Here is an 18,232-nt window from a genome sequence, read left to right on the forward strand (position 1 = left end):
TACTATTTATTTAAAAACCTGATGCAATCAGCCTTTTACCGCACCGGCGGTCATTCCTTCGATTACTGCTTTATTTAAAATCATATATAATATCAACATAGGTATTACACTCATAGACACAGACGCAAAGATAGCTCCCCAGTTTTTAGAACCGAATTCATCCTGAAAATACAGTAGTCCGGTCTGTATGGTCTTTAACTTGGTGTCATTGATAAAGGTCATGGAAAACAAAAGATCATTCCATTTAAAGAAAAACTGCAATACCAGTACGGTTACAATTGCATTCTTCATAAGAGGAACTACTACTTCCCACATCAGTCTGTATATACCACAGCCATCTACAACTGCGGCTTCTAATATCTCATCCGGCAAGGACCTTAAGAAGCCGGTTACCAGGTAAATGGATAACGACAGCCCAAAAGCAATATAGGCAAGGATTAAACTGGTTCTGGTATTGATTAAATGTAGTTTATTATAAATCTGAAACAATGGAATTAATGCCGTAGCAATGGGAACCATAATGCCGATACCAAAATACTTGGCCACTTTATCTTTATATTTCCAGTCCATCTTAGTAACTGCAAACCCAACGGTTACTGCAAAGAATACGATAAATACCAGTGCTGCCAGAGTATTGATTAAACTGTTCTTAAAAAATACTGCCATATTACCTCTTGTCCAGGCATCTATGTAGTTCTTAACATAAAAACCGTCATTTAAGGCATAAGCCGGTTTGTTTACAAATTCCGCAGGCTGTTTAAAGGATGCGGTGACCATCCAGAAGATAGGATAGACTTCAAGTATGACTAACCCAAGGGTAAGCAGGGCAATCAGGAATGGTTTTACTCTAAATTTACTTTGTTTCACGGTCTGTCTCCTCCTTCTTAATCTTTTTTATCAAAACGGTTAATTACTGCCGAACCCATAATACACAGCAGGAAAATAAATACTGCTATAACACTTCCGTAACCCACTTTTCCGTAGGTAAAGGATACATTATACATATACATGGAAAGGGATCTGGTTGCGTTACCGGGTCCACCCTTAGTCAGTGCCAGAGCGGATTCAAACATTTTAACGGTTCCGGTAAAACTAAATACCAGGCAGGTAATGATAATGGGACGAAGCAGGGGAGCTAATATTCTTTTAAATAATTGTATAGCATTACAGCCGTCAATTTTTGCTGCTTCAATTACTTCCCCGGGTACATCAAGGAGCGCACCATAAAAAATAACCGAATAAAATCCCATAGCAACCCAAATATCCATAGCACTTAAAGCTCCTAAGGCCGTAGAAGCCTGACCAATCCAGGGCTGTACCAGGTTTTTTAGTCCAAGGTTTGACAGTATACTGTTTAATAAGCCGTAATTTGGCTGGATTTCATAGATTTTTACAAAAAGCTGACCCACAGCCACTGTCGGAAGTACCACCGGGAAAAATACCAGGGTTCTTACCACATTTTTAAAGTTTTTTAACCAGAATCTGAAAAACAGTGCCAGACAGAGCCCAAGTCCAACCTGTCCTGCCATTACGATTCCGATATATTTTAAGTTAACGATTAATGCATCTATAAAGTTCTTATCCGTAAATAATCTTTTATAATTATTTAGACCGGCAAATCTCCATTTTAACCCCGGTGATCCTTCAAACAGTGAATAGTATACAGACCAAACAACCGGTAAAATTACTATGACTGTATATAAGATCAATGCCGGTATAACAAATAATGCAATGGCTTTTTTGTTACCTAATACTCTCTTCATTCCTCTACCCACTTTTCTGCAATGAACCTGCATATTTTTATGACCGCATGTTTTAAAAGGCTGCATATTTTTTAACAGTTTATTTTAACAGCATATTTAACAGCGTTTTTTCATCAGCATTTTTTAACTGCATTTTTTAACAGCATTTTTTAACTGCATTTTTTTAACAGCATTTTTTTAACAGCATTTTTTTAACAGCATTTCTTCAAAATGAATGTTTTTTAACTAAATGTTTTAAACTGAGGTTTTAACTGGAAGTTCATAAATTGAATATTTCTATTAAATTTCTTTTATAAATCCACGTTTAAAACCATGAGCATTTGCTAATTATTTCCTTATATTTGGACATAATTAGGGCTGTCGCAAAATAATAGATTTTATTGACTTTGAAGGACTTAAAACTCCTTACACCCCGCCTGACCGGATTTGAAATAAGTAATCTATCTCTACTTCCCAGACATATTCAATAAATTATATGTAACTGCAACAGCCCTTCCTTTAATCCCTATAAATTACTTACTTCCGTCATATGCATCCTGAATGGACTGCATGTATTCCTGAGGAGTTGTATCTCCGTTAATGAGTGTCTGTACATTATCCTGAGCAACTGTTGAGGTTTCACTGTTCATTGCTGCTTCAAACCAGGTGCTTGCTTTTGTTACTTTTGCAAGTTCATCAGCGACAACCTTGGAGTATGGACTTAAATCACCTGCAACATCATATTTATAGCCCTTTACAGCACCAAACTGAGTCATTGCTTCATTTCCGATATTCTCCACCATGTATTTTAGCCAGCCTGCTGTTCCCTCGTCATATTTGCTCTTATCAAGTGCAAGGATGTTACCGCAGTTCATGGAGTATTCTGTAATTGTACCCTTCGTTTCGTCTACCACTGGAATATTAAAGAATCCGATTCCGTCTGCTCCTGCGGGATTGGTATCTGCGGTAAGGGCTTCCGTAAACCAGCTGCCGTTATAGAATATGGCTGCTTTGCCGGATAATAACATATTGCCTGCGGTGTTCTGATCAACTGTCGTGATACCTTCACCAAAATATCCCTTAATAGCCAGGTCCTGAATCTTCTGGGCTGCGGTTACATAACCAGGATCCGTATAGTTTGCCTCTCCGTTGGCCGCTTTCTTCATCGCATCCACGCCCATGCTTCTCATTACATATGCATTAATCAGACGGGTAACCGGCCATTTATCAGCACCGCCTGCTGTAAGGGGCTGGATTCCTGCTGCCTGCAATTTAGCACAGGCGGCTTCAAACTCGTCCCAGGTAGCCGGAACTTCCACTCCTGCCTGCTCAAAAAGTGCTTTGTTATACCAGAAGCCTTCAACATTCATACCAAGAGGCAAGTCGTATAACTGGTCGGTACCGGATAAGGTTTTTAATAAGGATACCGCACCTTCATCCAGCATATCTGCCACACCTAAATCCTCCAGTGCCTGACCAACGTCTAAGAGCTTACCTGCCTCAATTAATTCCACTATCGGTTTACCGGATTCATACACGAATACATCCGGCAGGTCATCAGAGGCTACCAGGGTTGCTATTTTTTGTTTTAGATTATCCGATGCCACTAATTCGAATTCATATTCAAACTTAGGATTTACTTCATTAATATATCTCTTGGTTAAATCTGTTATTAATTTACCATTATCTTTGTCTTCAGCCCAAATAGATAAAATTTTGATTTTTTTAGCTATCTGTGTGTCATCCCCTGATGCTGCATTAGCAGAATCGGTGGTTTCTGCTGCCGAATCTGTTTTTCCTGGATCTGTATTACTTGTGGATGTCTCCGTCTTTTTTCCGCAGCCTGTAAGTAATACTGCAAGCATCGATATCATTACTACTATTGACAATAAACGTTTTTTCATTTTGGACCCCCTGTGTTGTAAAATCCTTCTTCGTAGTTTTTTGTTTATTAATTATAGAATCTTCCGGAATTTTTTCTATACATATACAATATCACACATGTTATTTGTTTTTTAGTCTATGATTTCTTGTAAATTGTATAATTTTTTTAGGTTTTGCTCATATCTATTGCATTTTTTATTTTTTTCTTACACTTCCTTTGAACTCATTCGGCTTTTGCCCTATGTTTTTCTTAAATATGCTGCAAAAATAATGATAGTCATTATAGCCCACCAATTCGCTTACCTCCATAACCTTATGTCCATCCAGCAGCAGCTCCTTGGCATGAGTTAAACGTACTTGGGTCAAATATTTTATATAGGACATTCCGACTTCATCCTTAAATAAAACACTTAAATACGCTGGATTCATAGAAACCATATCCGCTAGTTCATTGAGTCCGATGTCCTTGTTATAATGGAGCTTTATATAGTCTAATAACTGGATAATAATTCTGTGGCTGCTGCCGGATTTACTGGCGTCAATCCGTTCTGCTACCCGGTCAATAATCCCCTTTACGTACCCTTTGATTTCCTCCCAGTTACTTAATACTTCAATGTCTTTATAAGAGACCAGATTCTCCCTTTCGTACTGCTTTTTCTGTTCTGAAAATACTCCCAGGGCAACGCACAGGAATTTAAAAGATTCATTTTTATATTCCTCTATGGTATTATTCTGGTTTTTAATATCCTCCATTATGTTTTCTGTCAGCAATCTTACGTTATCAGCTTCTTCTCTGATAATACTGTGGATTAAGAGGTCAATATGTGTATTTATTGCCTGCTTCTTTCGTTCTGTATCCTGTCTTTCAATATTTGTCTGCTCCAGGTTTTCAAATTCTTTCTCTAGAGTCCTTAGAACTTCTGTTAACTTCTCCATTGTAATAGGCTTATCAATATAACCTTTCACCCCAAGGGTCAAGGCTCTTCTGGCATATTCAAACTCATTGTAGCCACTGATTACTACAAACGCCGTATCCGGCAGGAATTCCTTTGCCTCTTCAATTAAGGACAAACCATCCAGCCCCGGAATACGGATATCTGTAATTACAAGATCCGGTCTGGTATTTCGTACCACTTCAAGGGCTGCAATACCGTCATAAGCAAACCCTACCACCTCAAAATCCAGTTTCATCCTGGCAATCATGGCTTTAATGCCTTCCACTACAATAAATTCGTCATCGATTACTACCATCTTATACATGACATTTACCCCCTAACTTCTTGCTTGTACAACAATAGTGACCGTTGTACCCACATATGGTTCACTCGCAAATGAAACTCCATACTCTTCACCATAGAGCAATTTAATCCTCTCCTTTACATTCTTTACCCCATACCCGTTATCCAGAACGGAAAGGTCTGCAATGCCGACTCCGTTATCTTTAATGGTAAAATATAAGTTGCCGTCTTTTTCGTGTCCCTCTATCTTTATATATCCCTTACCAATTTTGGCTTCCAGTCCGTGATACATAGCATTTTCCACAAAGGGCTGCAGGATAAAGGTTATAATTTTATAATCCTTCACACGATCCAGGTCAAGAAATAATTCGAACCGGTTGTTATAACGCATATTCTGTATGGTCATGTATTCTTTAATCCGGTTGATTTCATCTCCTACCGTTATGAATTTATCCCCTTTATTAAGGCTTAACTTAAAGGTATTTGATAGGGCTAGCACCATTTTGGCAATATCGTCATCCTGCTTGATAATTGCCATAAAGTAAAGGGAATCCAGGGTATTATATAAAAAATGGGGATTAATCTGTGCCTGGAGCAGTAATAGTTCCGCTTCCCGTTCATTTAACTGGGCATTTAAAAGCCGTTCTCTCAGTTCCAGATTGTTGTTGACCATCTCTTTGAATTTATTACCAAGTTCACCAAGCTCACTATTGTCAAATTCCTCTTCAATATGACGGCTGCCTTCACCAACGGATTCAATGGTTTTTTCCAGGATATTAAGAGGTTTGCTAATCTGGTTGGATATAATTCTGGATATGTAAATACTCAAACTAATCAGTACAATGACAGCAATTAAGGTAATGCCCCCGATATAGGCACTATCCCGTTTTAACTCACTCTTTTCTATTACATTAACTGCCATCCAGCCGGTAGACTCATTAAGATAGCTGCTGAATAAGTACCGACCTTTTGTCTCTTTATTTAAATAGTCCTTTAATATCACGCTCTTAGCAGACTGATCCCCATTAAAATAAACGCTGGGATATCTACTTTTCTTATCAATTATCATATACCGGTTCGTGCTATATCCTTCCTTTAGGGTTCCAAAGGCTTTATCCAAAAGCTTTTTGCTGATGTTAACCACCATAAAACCCATGGACTGTCTGGTCCTTGGATTAATCAGGTTTTTCACATAGGAGATTGTATCCCCCTCCTGATCTGGTATTAATGCGTTATATCCATAAAAAACTTCTTTTCCCTTAGCCTTTCTGGCCTGTTCGACCCAGTCCTCATTTAAGAAATTGTCTTTTGAATAATAACGATAATAGCCGCTTGGAATACTGCGTTTGGAATAAAACAATACATTACCGTATTCATTTATAATAGCAATACCATCAATTAATGGGTCATGGGATACAATATCACTTATGGTACGGTTAATAGTCAGACTATTAATACTGGAAAAATATCTGCTATTCCTTTTGTTATCTTCACTGGTCAGGGCTTTTTTAAAGGAATCATTGGTCAGTACGCTTCTTCCCAGTTCTATGATAGATTTAAGCTGAATATCAATAATATTACTTGAAACCTGTAAATTATAGGTATGGGAATTTTTATAATTATTCTCAATAGTAACTTTGGAGAAGTTATAAATCGTTACCCCTAATATAGAACAAGACAACAGCGTTCCTATTATCATAGCCAGTAAGATCTGATCCTTTATCTTCATTTTCTTTAAAAAATTCATTGTGCCGCACTCCTTTTGTTTAAATGGAAAATGAATAACATCATTATCTGCCAGTCAGATTGATACACCTTTCTTTCATGGTTTTGCTGTACCAACAGTCCTATTAAAGCTTCTTAACACTACTTCGTATAACCAAGTCAGTCCCTACTTCTATCTTTGTAAGTCCTATAAGTGCTTTTTTCATATCCACTATTGTATTGGCTGCAATGACACCTAGCAGGTATTTGGGAATCTGCACGGTGGTAAGTGGCGGGTCTGTCATTTCTGCAAAAGCCATGTTGTCAAAACCAACAATGGATATGTCGTCTGGAACCCGGTATCCCAGCTCCTTTAACGCTTTCACAGCGCATAATGCTACAACATCATTATCTGAAAAAAAGGCTGTCGGTAACTTCTCTTTTCCTTCAAAATTTTTCTTAAGCTCCCTATACACAGGCTCACTTCCCTTTGCTGAAATATCTATAATATCTTCACTTTCTATGTATATACCACAGAGCTCGGCTGCTCTTTTGTAACCAAAATACCGTTCCTTAAAATTCTTGGTATGATTTGCGATATGTAAATAACCAATTCGTTTATGACCCATATCCACGAGATATTTGACCGCTTCATAAACACCTTTTTCATTATTTATGGTAATACAGTTTATCTTCTTATTCTCCAGGTAGTTATCGATTATGACCAGGGGTACATTGCAATGGTCAAAAATACTAATCTGATCTTCCTCCAGATCCGTTGCCAGAATCAATATGCCCTCTGGATTTCCCTTGCAGTACTCAACTACTTCTTCTCTGGTTGTTTTCCCATCCATATAGGAAATCATAAGGTTAAAGCCTCTTGCCTTAATCTGGCTTTCCACTCCCTCTATAATCTCAGAAAAGAATTGAGAGTCTTCTGTCTCCTCTGTTGTTTTTCTATGTATGATAAACAAATAACTTTTCTTTTCCTCTTTCTTATCAATAATTAACTCTTCATATCCTAACTCCCTGACTGCCTTTTTCACTCTGTTTCGTGTTGCTTCACTAATCCCCGGTTTATTATTAAGTACTAAAGATACTGTAGATGGCGATAAATTCATTAAACCAGCCAACTCCTTGACTTTAATCCTCATATTTTCCCTCCCATTTGTAAATAATTTATAAATTATTTAGTATCATTTATAAATTATTGAACTGCTTCTTACATATGAATCTTTGATAATTATCGGCTTGTTTTGTAATAATCTTTAATTTTTGTTCGTATTCCTATGCTTAATTGTACATATTTAACTCAACAAAATCAATATGCAATTAATAGCACTTTAACTTTTTATTCGTTTTTATTTAATTTTATTTAATTTCATTTAATTTTCCTTTGATTCCATTTAAACAAATTAAGCATCTAGACTCTAATTAAATAAATAGCAATTAGTAATCTAATATCGCTTAAAGAAATATAATATACAGATACTTTATCCATCTCTCATAAGTCTGCTTTGTATTAATAAGACTGCTTGCATTAATAAGTCTGCTTTTTATTAATAAGTCTGCTTTGTATTAATAAGTCTGCCTTGTATTAATAAGTTGCTTTGTATGAATGCAGTATTGTTTAATCTGTTTCTATAGTAATTTTAATGTAACTTTATTGAAAAACACAGGTTCCTATGCTAAACTGTAATTGCGATATTTAATGGATTTTAATTGAATAGTCACAACTTATTACGAAGAAAAAAATAAAATAACTGATAAGGGAAAGAGGTTTCTATGAAATGTCCATCATGTGGTTCTGATCAGTGTCAAATAGTTGAGGAATTCGAGTCCCAGCAAAAGGGCTTTGGATTTTTTAAAGGCTGCTGCGGCTTTTTGGTTCTTGGTCCCATTGGCTGGTTATGCGGTCTATGCGGTATGGGAAAAGGTCATACTTCAAAAAAAGCATTTTGGGTATGCAATCACTGCGGCAGAAAATTCCGGGTATAAGTATTGATGAAAAGACAAGAACAAGTATCCACCCAAAGGGGTTACCGCTTATGGCGTAAGTTTATGACTCTGGGAGAACATACCGGCTGCCATCAACTGCCAGAACGCAGCTTTTTTATAAATGGCTATCAATTGCCTGTATGTGCCAGGTGCACCGGTGTAATCCTTGGTTATCTGGCTGCTCTTCCAGGTATTTGGTATAACAAAACTAATAGTTTTTTCTCTGTATTCGGTTGTCTTATCATGCTAACTGATTGGGGACTTCAAGCCTTAACTATACGACCCTCTACAAATAAAAGGCGTTTAATCACCGGCATCCTCGGTGGTTATGGTATAATGACCCTTCAACTTGCCCTACTCAAAAAAATTATTAAACTGTTGCAACATTAAATCAAGAAAGGTAGAACACAATGCTGGAAGAAAAGATGGATGCTTTATCCGATGAGGATATTATTGCCTTAATACGGGACAACGATCCGGATGCCATGGATTATATGCTTAACCGTTATAAAAACCTGGTAAGAAAAAAAGCCAAAGCTCTTTACCTAATCGGCGGCGATAAGGACGATTTAATACAGGAAGGTATGATCGGTCTTTATAAAGCCATCCGGGATTATAATCCGGATAAAGACAATTCCTTCCATAACTTTGCAGATTTATGCATTTCAAGACAAATATACAGCGCTATTAAAGCTTCCAACCGTAAAAAAAATCTCCCACTGAATACTTATGTGTCCTTATATACCCCTGCATACAGCGAAAACACTGACTTTGAAGACAAAGAATCCCTGTTAGATCTGATGTATGAAAATAAAATTTCAAATCCTGAGCAATTAGTTATTGACAAAGAGAGTACTAATATGTTAGAATATGAACTCGTAAGGCACTTAAGCCAATTCGAAAAAGACGTTCTTGATTTATACTTGTTTGATTTTAATTATCTGCAGATAGCTGACAAGTTAAAAAAAGAACCTAAATCAATTGACAATGCCCTGCAGCGTATCAAACTTAAGTTGAACAAAGTTTTAAAAGAATTATATTAAGTACTACCCGCCCCCGTAGCTCAGTCGGTAGAGCGTTACCTTGGTAAGGTAAAGGTCTCGAGTTCAAGTCTCGTCGGGAGCTTCGCTAAAATCAATAGGTTTAGTTGTTTTACATATTATGAGTTCAATCAATGGTTCAATCAAATATAAACTTTAACCCTGTGTCATCTATGATACAGGGTTTTTTATTGTATAAATATTAATATAGGAAGAAACTCATACTTATTCTACTAAACAAGGAAATACTCTGTACTATTTTCCCTGTTTTGTACCAAAATGTGCTCCCTTAATTTCCTTTTAGTAAGCGGAATTTTTATTGACAATTTATCCAATATATCCCATACTATTGATATAATATTACATAGGAGGGTTATATATGAAGAAAGTTTTATCAATGCTAATGACGTTTGTAATCCTGTTTTCATTAGCATTACCGGCAAATGCTGAGGCTGCTGTTAAGATCAGTAAGACAAGCCTTACATTAACTGTAGGCAATAAAGCAACACTGAAAATTACGGGCACTACGAAAGAAGTTAAATGGTCAACAAGTAAAAAATCTGTCGCCACGGTATCCAAGGGTAAAGTTATAGCTAAAAAAGCCGGGTCAACCACGATAACTGGTATCGTGGAGGGCAAAAAATATACTTGTAAAGTAAAAGTAGTTGATAAGAAAACCGCATCAGTTGAAAGTATATCCGATGTTGTTGATTTCTTAAAAGATAAGGGATATATAAAAGGGAATGAAACTAAGATGGATGCTTCGATGATTGGCGGAATATCCGGAGTAAAATATAAAGATTCCAAGATAGAAATATATGAATATGACACTAATTCAGATACGTATAAATCCTTAGTTAAAACAAATAAAGTTATGATTGAAGGCTTAAATATCGAAATGACAATGAGTGCTGTAAATGGAAAATTTGCATTATATTGTGAAGAGGCGGATAATAAAGATGATATTATTAAAACCTTTAATAGTTTATCAGTTGAATAAAGCTATTGTACCTTATTCCACACCATGATATAATAACTTTACTCCCCTCTAAAAACATTAGAGGTTTCCCGGATCTTAATGACCCGGGATTTTTTTGCATGTTTTTATTGAAATATGTAGAATATGCAAAAAACGCAGCATATATGTATAATATTGACAGTTTTGGGTAAATATGTTAGTATTGTCTCATGTCTTGTAATCATGCATCATAAATATTATAGTATTCTCTAAATTCAAGGATGGAGAAACTTTAATATAGAGATAAGGAAGTGTAACTAATTAACTACAGAAAATGTAGAAAGGTGGTTATTTATTATGAAAAAAATCAAAAAAATGTTATCCAGAATTCTTGCTTTAGCTTTAGTTGCTGTATTTTTTACAGCTCCAACTTCAGCATTGGCTGCTACACCACAGCCAGTGTTAGTTACTGATGATTGGTGGATTAAGGCGTATGAATATCAACCAACCCCGTTAATCGTAAAAACAGGATTTGCTGCAACATTACATAATACAACACGATCTGATAATAAGTGGTATATGCCGGCAGATAAAGAAATTAGCTTTGATATAACATTTGCATACCCCTGCTCATACAAAGTCATAATACTAAGAAATGGTGTAAATGATGTATATTATAGCAATGAATTTTATAATTCAACACATACTTATATAGAGTTGCCAGCTACGCCGACAGACGGGTATTATCAATTAGCAGTAATTGCTTTATCTGATACTATAGCGGTAAAAGAATATTTGGGGTTCTTTTACACCAATTAAAAATGTAATTTAACTATTAGCTATATTTTGTTTCTTTAACCTAAGGCTGCCGAAAGGCAGCCTTTCAGTTTTAATTACATTCACTTAACTAATGCCTCTCTGGTCCCTGGACCAACTATCCACCCTGTGTTTCTGCCGTCTTGATTCCACTTCTTTTGTTTCCAGTACATTAATACTGCAATTCTTAATCCATCGTCATATATCCCGTTTATCTTAAATGGTAAATACGGGCAATCAATTCCTGATTTGTTAATCTGTTCTTGTAACCACTTAATATCTTCTTTTGGCGAGTTTCTGGTTACGTTGTCTTTTGGCATTTGTGTTTTCCCCCTATATGTAACTCCAAAGTATTTACATATTCCCCTGCAGGTTGCCTCAGCATCCGCCCTCTGAAATTCCGGGTCCAGCATGGTCTTAGCTTCTATAAGGTTGTCCATGAATCCGGATTCCGTAAGAATTGCAGGCATATTCGTGTTATGAAGTACCGCTATATTAATACCTGCCTGTACAATATCTGCTTTAACACCCCTGTCTTCCCTTTTATGGGCCTGTACCAGTTCAGCCTGCACCAGATCAGCTAATTTTTGAGTTTTTGAGGTGGCATACTGTGAGATAATTGTTTCTATACCGTTAGCACCGCCCCATTTTCCTGTTGCTGCATTATAGTGCTTGGATATAAATGCATCTGCCTTAGCATTATTTGCGGCGGTATATCGATCTTTTAACGGTACATCGTCAGTCCCTGGGCTAACACTAATTGTATCAAAACCACACCGTTTTAAAGCAGCGATAAGGTATTCGGCAGCCGGTTTATTAAATTCCTTTTCGTGGATAACTTCGCCTTTCTTTTTACCGAACCAATCTTCCGGTATGGCAGGTGTCCTCTTCCCTGGTGTCTCCATTCCATGTCCACTATCAACTGCAATTAAATAAGCCATACCTATTCCCCTTTCTTCCCATCTTTATCAACGAGATTTCGCATTGCCTCGTATAATCCGGTACTGGCAAGACCGCTAATCATACCACCCAGGATGATGGCTGCATTGAAATTCGGGATATTAGTTAATACATTGATTATTGTACCAACCACCAACATAATAGGCGGTATGTACTGGTTATTAATCTTTGGTATATAATTTTTTATTACGTAACCCAGGCATAAGCAAATGCCCAACACCACCAAGTTGATATACTCCATTAAAAATGATAAGTCCATAAAATTACCTCTCTTTCTGGACTATTCGTCCAAACCTCTTTTATAGTTTTCCATAACATCAAGCCGTTTATGGGCTTGCTTCGCTGATTCTTCAACCCGGATAATTCTCTCCCGGTCCTCTTTTACATCATTTTTTACATTAATCAATTCGGACTTGATTTCTGTTACACCGTTCCCGATGTTCTCCAGCTTGACAATAACTGTTGTTAGCTCACTGGCATCCTGTTTCGCATCAGCTGTCTGATTTCTTTTTAGATTTGTTATTCCAGTATATATCCCATACGCCAGGGATACACCAGAAATTAATAAAGCTACCTCTATTGTCATAGGCAATAAACTCCTTTTCAATAATAAAGCCCTATATGTTTTACCATATAAGGGCTTCTATGTAGTAATATAACTGCCTACTCTGTGTAAGCTTCTCCGGTGATCTCCTGGTATTGCTCTGGTGTAATCACTTCTTTAATAACCGCGGTTTTAACCATTTGCTTATTCCAGAGCTTACGGTCATAGTTACGTTTAATTGTTTCAAATGTCATAATAGCTTACCTCCTTACATACTTAGTAAATTTTGAAATTCTAACGCTGCTGCTATTCTCTCTTCAGCGGTAGGTTCTGGTTCAGGCACAGGTGCATTTAAAATATCTTCTATAGTAGCTAAAGTATCCTCTATGGATAAGTCTAACTCTATACCTAAACGACTTTTTGTTGCACTTAGTAAATCTATAGAGTATAGCATAATACGGCTTTCATCTGTTTCTATAACTACGGGTTGACCTGTATTAACTACGGCATAGTTCATACCGACAATATCAGGCGTTGCTACCGCCATGTTAGGAAATATATACGTTTTTGTATTATCATAAAGCTCCACATATTTTTTCATATTAATCCTCCTTAAAATTTATAAGCTTCTACATTTGCAGTAACACCTAAAGTAGGATGACGACCGCCAGCAAATACAGCATAGTCGCCTATACTAAATGTACCAGCACCATACATATTAGTAATTAAGCTAGGTAAAGTATCTCTAACTAAAAAAGTATCAAAGTAGCAAGCTTCACCTGTTAAATCTATTTGGCCATTACCATATTGACCACCAGCAATAATAGCATAGTCATCTCTAGATACACTTGAAGAATATCGTACAGGTAAATTCAAAGTTGTTGTAGCTATTCTTGTTAAATTGTAATCATACGCTGCTACTTGGTTTGTTATGGCATTTAACATAATACCACCAGCGAGTAGTATATAATTCTTAAGTGTTGCCCCTATACCTTGCTTATTTCCTGGTGAAGAGAAAGCGACTTGCACACGGGCATTATCATACGCTACATTAAATGGGTCTTTAGAAAATACTGCATAATTAGGTGTACTTGCCACCATTGTGTCTCGTTGCCAAATATCATTGGCAGATACATCGGGTAAGGTCTGTGTAAGGAAATTTTCTGCTACAGTATCAGCTGTACGTTGTGTTACCCCGTTATACGTATTACCGCCTATAAAAACGGTATAGGTGGTATTTCTTGCGACAGCCATTCCTCCTTTAGCTAAAGAAGTAGCCGCTGTAGTTCTAATAAGCGATGGGTCATACCTAATCATACTAGCATAGTTAGAACTAGTGTCAGTCCATACACCACCATAAAAACAAGCATAACCACCTATACTAGCTGGAGTAATACCAGATCTATATTTAGCATCATATGCAGGTGCTGCAACTTTTACTAAGGAAGCATTATAAGCATCTACACTCTTTGTAGGATATCCATTATTATCAGAACCGTTTGCAACCACAGCATAGGCGCCAGTAAAAGCTACAGAAGTACCAGCCGAAGCTACAGACAAAGGTGTAACACTTGCTACTTTTTCTGGTGCACTATTAAAAAATAGTCTAGCAACACCATTAACTCCTATATAGCCTTTCTTTACTTTACGTGCTACCCCACCAACGCCATAATATAATTTACTTACTTTTCTTGCAGCTCCTCCAACTCCAAAATAAATCCCTTTTGCCATGGTTAGAACCTCCTATTCATACACTATACACAATACATTATTTGGGAGATATGTTGGAATAGTAGTTGATGTAAGGAGATGAATACCGTCTACTGTATCGGCATTATCTGCTCCATCAGCATAACCAACTCTTACGCCATGGGTAACACCACCACCATTATAAATATCTAATCTAAATCGATTATCGCCATTAACATTATATTTAGGTGTGGCTGCATACTGAGTTCCGTGTGATCCTCCATCCTGCGCAAGAGAACCTAATTGATATGGTTGTAATCCACCAACTTTGTCAGCATTAGATGCATTACCCGCGCTGGTTGCATAATCTGCACTACCGCCATTTGCAGGTAAACTTGTAGGTAAACCTGTAATCATGGACGCGGGATGGCTAGTAGGATGGGTATATTTGTTAGCATTATCCTCAATGCCATTTAACTTTTGCCCAATCGCATTTAATTCATTTCCTCCAAAATAATCACCCTGCTGATCATAGACTGTTGCGTCAACGAATGAAACAGTACCATCATCGTTGGTTACCGTGACATATTTCCGATTTCCTGAATATATGTCATCTTTATAATTCGTTTTAAAATCCATTAAACTGCTCTCCTCCTTCCTAATCGAAATGACAGCCTTCTTCTACCTTTGCTCTGTCCGTATAAAACCTTATAAATTGCATACATACCTGCCTCGATTCGATTTAATTCTACGTAATCAATAAAAGGCTGATTATCATAGTAGGTTACCGATTCACCAATACTTCTGGGAAAGGTACCGGTGTTGATACCTTCAAGATTGCTTTCAAACCGATTAATTTCATCAGCATAATAATAATCCGAGTAGGTCTTATCTTCTCCCATTTCAGCAAATGGGAACTCTGAATATAACTCTAAGGCCATAGTATGAATATGATCCAGATTATTCTTTATCCGGTTATAATCATCGATGTTAAAATAATCACTGGCCTTCCAGTTTGTTTTAGGTATTGTCCACATTTATAAACCTCCTTGCCTTTATCGCACCGGACAAGGTACCATTAAAACTTAGTGTATGTTCCGATACCCTTATCTGCATATCATTATTATAATCATTATCCAGGAACAGAATATCATTTGCATCTATCCTTGGATCTCCACGGTAATTAATGTCGTACTCTCTATCCGCTTTCATATAAGCGCCGATCCATTCGCCTATGTCCCGGGCATGTGCCAGGGAGCTAACTAAAGGATTACCCCAGGTTTCTATCGTACCGGTACTGTTCAGTGGCTGTGTTACTCTAGCCGAAGTAATCGCATACTCATAACCAGTTATTATTAAATTAATCTCTGTTTCCTCTATGAAGCCGTTTATAATAACTTTGGCATAATAAGCCCCGCTTTCTACTATTTCTGCATTCTGCCCAGCTCCTGCCCCTTCCAGGGTACAGCTGTAACCATAAGAAGCATTAGAAAAGTTAACTATGAATTCGTTTTCGATATCCGATACTTGGATCAGTTCCTTTACCAGTTCCTTAAGCTCTCCGGATTGGTTATACATCGTCCGTATCACCTGCAGCTCTTTTACCTTTTCAAGCTTATTGCCATTTGGTATCTTACTCAAATCCAAGGATCTCTCTAGGATATAATCTGTTACTTCCCCAAACTCAACATAATCAACCATAATCCGGTTGTGTGCCGGCGCAAGTGTAAATTCAAGATCCATCCGGTCAAACTCAGCAAATTCTCTGCTGATTACGGTTTCTTTTTCTATATCCGTAACAGTGACAACCTCAACTGCTGTATTTTCCAAGTATGTATGAATGATAAATTCTCTTGGAGCATTTCCACCAAATACTACTGTAAAGCTAAAACACTTAAAGGCTGCCTCTAAACGTATAGTAATAACAGGATTTATAGAAAATAGACCGGATGCATCCGCTACCACCTCACTTACATATCCAGTATTCAAATAATTAGTGCCTGATTCAGTCCGCGGTAGAAAGAATTGATTTCCCTGGACCGTTGTTACCTTGTTTTGAGCATCCGCATATGCAGCTTTTGTGTCAGCTGTCAATATATTTCCTACCTTACTATAATAAGCCTCATCATTTGCTGTTGCTGTCATATCCGGTATAAAGGAAGATTTCAGATAGATATTCGCAGCTCTGTCCTGGGATAAAATACACCGACCGGCATTGGCTATTATCTGCAGTGCTTCCTTGTGTGTTGCAACCGGCAATGGGTTATTTACTATTACAGTTTTCAGGTAACCGTCCAACCAGTACTCCCTGGGATCAACTGCAGCATCTGTTAGGACATCAATAGCTAGGTCATAAAGGCTGATACCTTCCGGATAATAATTACCTTTGTAATAACTGCCTTGCATATACTCAAAGCGGTCCACTGCGGTACACTTCATTTGCTTATCGTTTGCTGACCAGTTTTTCAAATACAATTTTGCACCCGGTACCCATTCCGTAAAATTATCCTCAATATCATAACCATACTCAACAATACATTCCTGACCGGTTTCCAAAAAGTTAATACTACTCTTTTCATTATCAATATCAAATACTTTATCCTGGTTGTCTATTGTAAAATTAAAATCAATTGCAGGCATATCTTCCGAAATAGGTGAAACAGAATCCTTTAAGGAAGAGGAAATAATTTTCTTATTATCAAAATAAATGCCAAGTCCCATGGTAATCTGGTGGATCCGGAATCTTCCCTGCCCGTTAACCATTGACTGTGGGGTAATCCGAATAAAAGTAGCCTGTGGAAAGATTTCTTCCGTAACAAAGTGACCACTGGAATTTCCGGTTACATGAACCGTGTTATAATCCGATTCAATCATAAATTCAACCGGGTAAGTCTTACCGAACTCTATCGTTAACCCTTTAATATCATAGGTAGTGGAAAAGCTAATCTCGATACTGCCTAACAGATCAGCTGTAACAATCCCCGAATTAAATACAACATTATCCGGACTTCTTGGCAGGAAAAGCATACTGCCATCCACCGCACTATAATTCTGTTCGGCAGTGGCATATAGATAGTCTACCGTGTAGTTATCAAAAGGCTTTAACAGGTTAGAAAAATAAGTGTATCTGTCTGGAGCGGGTACCTTCGCTGTTCTCTGTGCTTCCTGATTGATTACACCGATTGTAACTTTCATGTAGGACCGGTTACGTAATATCTGTTTCATGCTCTGCTTGTATACCTGACTTACACTCTGCATTACACCACCCCGCAATCAATTATGTTTACTTTACAGTTTTTATAAGCAATCGGAAGCCCTGTGCTTTTATTAATTTCACCACTTGGCACTGCAGTCCTGTTTCCTGGGTACATTAGTAAGGTAATCCATGTGTTATTTACCATATCCGGAAACCTTACTGAAACTGCAAACTTATCGAATTCTTTTAAAATTTTACTCCAGGTTGCAGCATCCAGATAAAACCACTGCAGGTTATCAATCTTATATTGATCCCGCCCTATCTTTTGCCCGACAAATTCCCCATTCGCATTCTTGCCACCATTTACAAGGGTAGCCACCTCAAAATTAAGACCGATATCCGGAGAAGGGAAGGACTTTCCATTCACCGTGATAAAACTACTTGCCATATGTACTAATCCCTC

The 18,232-nt window shown here is 37.3% G+C and carries 21 protein-coding genes and 1 tRNA gene; 6 read left to right on the forward strand and 16 right to left on the reverse strand.

Annotated features, from left to right (window positions below; all coding sequences use genetic code 11):
* Nucleotides 1–27: 27 nt before the first annotated feature.
* The 6 genes from QA584_RS22520 to QA584_RS22545 form a co-directional block, all read right to left on the reverse strand.
* Nucleotides 28–867 carry a carbohydrate ABC transporter permease gene (locus tag QA584_RS22520; protein WP_278271350.1) on the reverse strand — a complete coding sequence of 280 codons (840 nt, stop codon included), beginning with the start codon at nucleotides 865–867 and terminating at the stop codon, nucleotides 28–30.
* A 17-nt stretch (nucleotides 868–884) separates the two neighbouring features.
* Nucleotides 885–1,763: a carbohydrate ABC transporter permease gene (locus QA584_RS22525; RefSeq protein ID WP_278271351.1), complete on the reverse strand. Its 879-nt coding sequence runs from the start codon at nucleotides 1,761–1,763 to the stop codon at nucleotides 885–887.
* Between the two features lie 512 nt (nucleotides 1,764–2,275).
* Nucleotides 2,276–3,646 carry an ABC transporter substrate-binding protein gene (locus tag QA584_RS22530; protein WP_278271352.1) on the reverse strand — a complete coding sequence of 457 codons (1,371 nt, stop codon included), beginning with the start codon at nucleotides 3,644–3,646 and terminating at the stop codon, nucleotides 2,276–2,278.
* A 175-nt stretch (nucleotides 3,647–3,821) separates the two neighbouring features.
* Complete coding sequence (locus QA584_RS22535) at nucleotides 3,822–4,886, reverse strand: response regulator transcription factor (protein ID WP_278271353.1); 1,065 nt, start codon at nucleotides 4,884–4,886, stop codon at nucleotides 3,822–3,824.
* Between the two features lie 12 nt (nucleotides 4,887–4,898).
* Nucleotides 4,899–6,611, reverse strand: a complete 1,713-nt coding sequence (locus tag QA584_RS22540) for a sensor histidine kinase (RefSeq protein WP_278271354.1) — start codon at nucleotides 6,609–6,611, stop codon at nucleotides 4,899–4,901.
* Nucleotides 6,612–6,714: 103 nt separating this feature from the next.
* Entirely contained in the window at nucleotides 6,715–7,722 is a 1,008-nt protein-coding gene (locus QA584_RS22545) for a LacI family DNA-binding transcriptional regulator (RefSeq protein ID WP_278271355.1), read from the reverse strand.
* Nucleotides 7,723–8,353: 631 nt separating this feature from the next.
* On the opposite strand from QA584_RS22545, the gene QA584_RS22550 reads away from it, so the two are divergent.
* The 6 genes from QA584_RS22550 (at nucleotide 8,354) to QA584_RS22575 (ending at nucleotide 11,383) form a co-directional block, all read left to right on the forward strand.
* Nucleotides 8,354–8,566, forward strand: coding sequence for a hypothetical protein (locus tag QA584_RS22550; RefSeq protein ID WP_278271356.1), 213 nt, complete (start codon nucleotides 8,354–8,356; stop codon nucleotides 8,564–8,566).
* A gap of 6 nt (nucleotides 8,567–8,572) precedes the next feature.
* Nucleotides 8,573–8,956, forward strand: coding sequence for a DUF2085 domain-containing protein (locus QA584_RS22555; protein ID WP_278271357.1), 384 nt, complete (start codon nucleotides 8,573–8,575; stop codon nucleotides 8,954–8,956).
* 20 nt (nucleotides 8,957–8,976) lie between these two features.
* A complete protein-coding gene (gene sigH, locus QA584_RS22560) occupies nucleotides 8,977–9,609 on the forward strand; it encodes an RNA polymerase sporulation sigma factor SigH (RefSeq protein WP_278271358.1) in 633 nt (210 codons plus the stop codon).
* Between the two features lie 9 nt (nucleotides 9,610–9,618).
* Nucleotides 9,619–9,691: transfer RNA gene (locus QA584_RS22565), tRNA-Thr, on the forward strand.
* 294 nt (nucleotides 9,692–9,985) lie between these two features.
* Nucleotides 9,986–10,606, forward strand: a complete 621-nt coding sequence (locus QA584_RS22570) for a hypothetical protein (protein ID WP_278271359.1) — start codon at nucleotides 9,986–9,988, stop codon at nucleotides 10,604–10,606.
* Between the two features lie 315 nt (nucleotides 10,607–10,921).
* Nucleotides 10,922–11,383, forward strand: coding sequence for a hypothetical protein (locus QA584_RS22575; protein WP_278271360.1), 462 nt, complete (start codon nucleotides 10,922–10,924; stop codon nucleotides 11,381–11,383).
* Between the two features lie 80 nt (nucleotides 11,384–11,463).
* Here QA584_RS22575 and QA584_RS22580 read toward each other — a convergent pair whose 3' ends face one another.
* From QA584_RS22580 to QA584_RS22625, 10 genes are all read right to left on the reverse strand, one after another.
* Nucleotides 11,464–12,321: an N-acetylmuramoyl-L-alanine amidase gene (locus QA584_RS22580; RefSeq protein ID WP_278271361.1), complete on the reverse strand. Its 858-nt coding sequence runs from the start codon at nucleotides 12,319–12,321 to the stop codon at nucleotides 11,464–11,466.
* 2 nt (nucleotides 12,322–12,323) lie between these two features.
* A complete protein-coding gene (locus tag QA584_RS22585; protein WP_278271362.1) occupies nucleotides 12,324–12,599 on the reverse strand; it encodes a phage holin family protein in 276 nt (91 codons plus the stop codon).
* Nucleotides 12,600–12,620: 21 nt separating this feature from the next.
* Nucleotides 12,621–12,926, reverse strand: a complete 306-nt coding sequence (locus QA584_RS22590; protein WP_278270324.1) for a hypothetical protein — start codon at nucleotides 12,924–12,926, stop codon at nucleotides 12,621–12,623.
* Nucleotides 12,927–13,003: 77 nt separating this feature from the next.
* Nucleotides 13,004–13,138: an XkdX family protein gene (locus tag QA584_RS22595; protein ID WP_278270325.1), complete on the reverse strand. Its 135-nt coding sequence runs from the start codon at nucleotides 13,136–13,138 to the stop codon at nucleotides 13,004–13,006.
* Nucleotides 13,139–13,152: 14 nt separating this feature from the next.
* The gene (locus QA584_RS22600; protein WP_278271363.1) at nucleotides 13,153–13,485 is read right to left on the reverse strand and encodes a hypothetical protein; all 333 of its coding nucleotides are present in this window, start codon (nucleotides 13,483–13,485) and stop codon (nucleotides 13,153–13,155) included.
* 11 nt (nucleotides 13,486–13,496) lie between these two features.
* Nucleotides 13,497–14,615 (reverse strand): hypothetical protein, encoded by a 1,119-nt coding sequence (locus QA584_RS22605; protein WP_278271364.1) that lies wholly within the window; start codon nucleotides 14,613–14,615, stop codon nucleotides 13,497–13,499.
* 12 nt (nucleotides 14,616–14,627) lie between these two features.
* Complete coding sequence (locus tag QA584_RS22610) at nucleotides 14,628–15,212, reverse strand: hypothetical protein (RefSeq protein WP_278271365.1); 585 nt, start codon at nucleotides 15,210–15,212, stop codon at nucleotides 14,628–14,630.
* Nucleotides 15,212–15,610, reverse strand: coding sequence for a hypothetical protein (locus QA584_RS22615; RefSeq protein ID WP_278271366.1), 399 nt, complete (start codon nucleotides 15,608–15,610; stop codon nucleotides 15,212–15,214). Before QA584_RS22615 ends, QA584_RS22610 begins: the two co-directional genes overlap by 1 nt.
* Nucleotides 15,594–17,831, reverse strand: coding sequence for a hypothetical protein (locus QA584_RS22620; RefSeq protein ID WP_278271367.1), 2,238 nt, complete (start codon nucleotides 17,829–17,831; stop codon nucleotides 15,594–15,596). The genes QA584_RS22615 and QA584_RS22620 overlap by 17 nt, the downstream gene beginning before the upstream one ends.
* The gene (locus tag QA584_RS22625) at nucleotides 17,831–18,217 is read right to left on the reverse strand and encodes a hypothetical protein (RefSeq protein WP_278271368.1); all 387 of its coding nucleotides are present in this window, start codon (nucleotides 18,215–18,217) and stop codon (nucleotides 17,831–17,833) included. The genes QA584_RS22620 and QA584_RS22625 overlap by 1 nt, the downstream gene beginning before the upstream one ends.
* Nucleotides 18,218–18,232: the final 15 nt, after the last annotated feature.

Origin of the sequence: Anaerocolumna sp. AGMB13025 (assembly GCF_029689925.1) — a bacterium.
Lineage (GTDB): Bacteria > Bacillota > Clostridia > Lachnospirales > Lachnospiraceae > Anaerocolumna.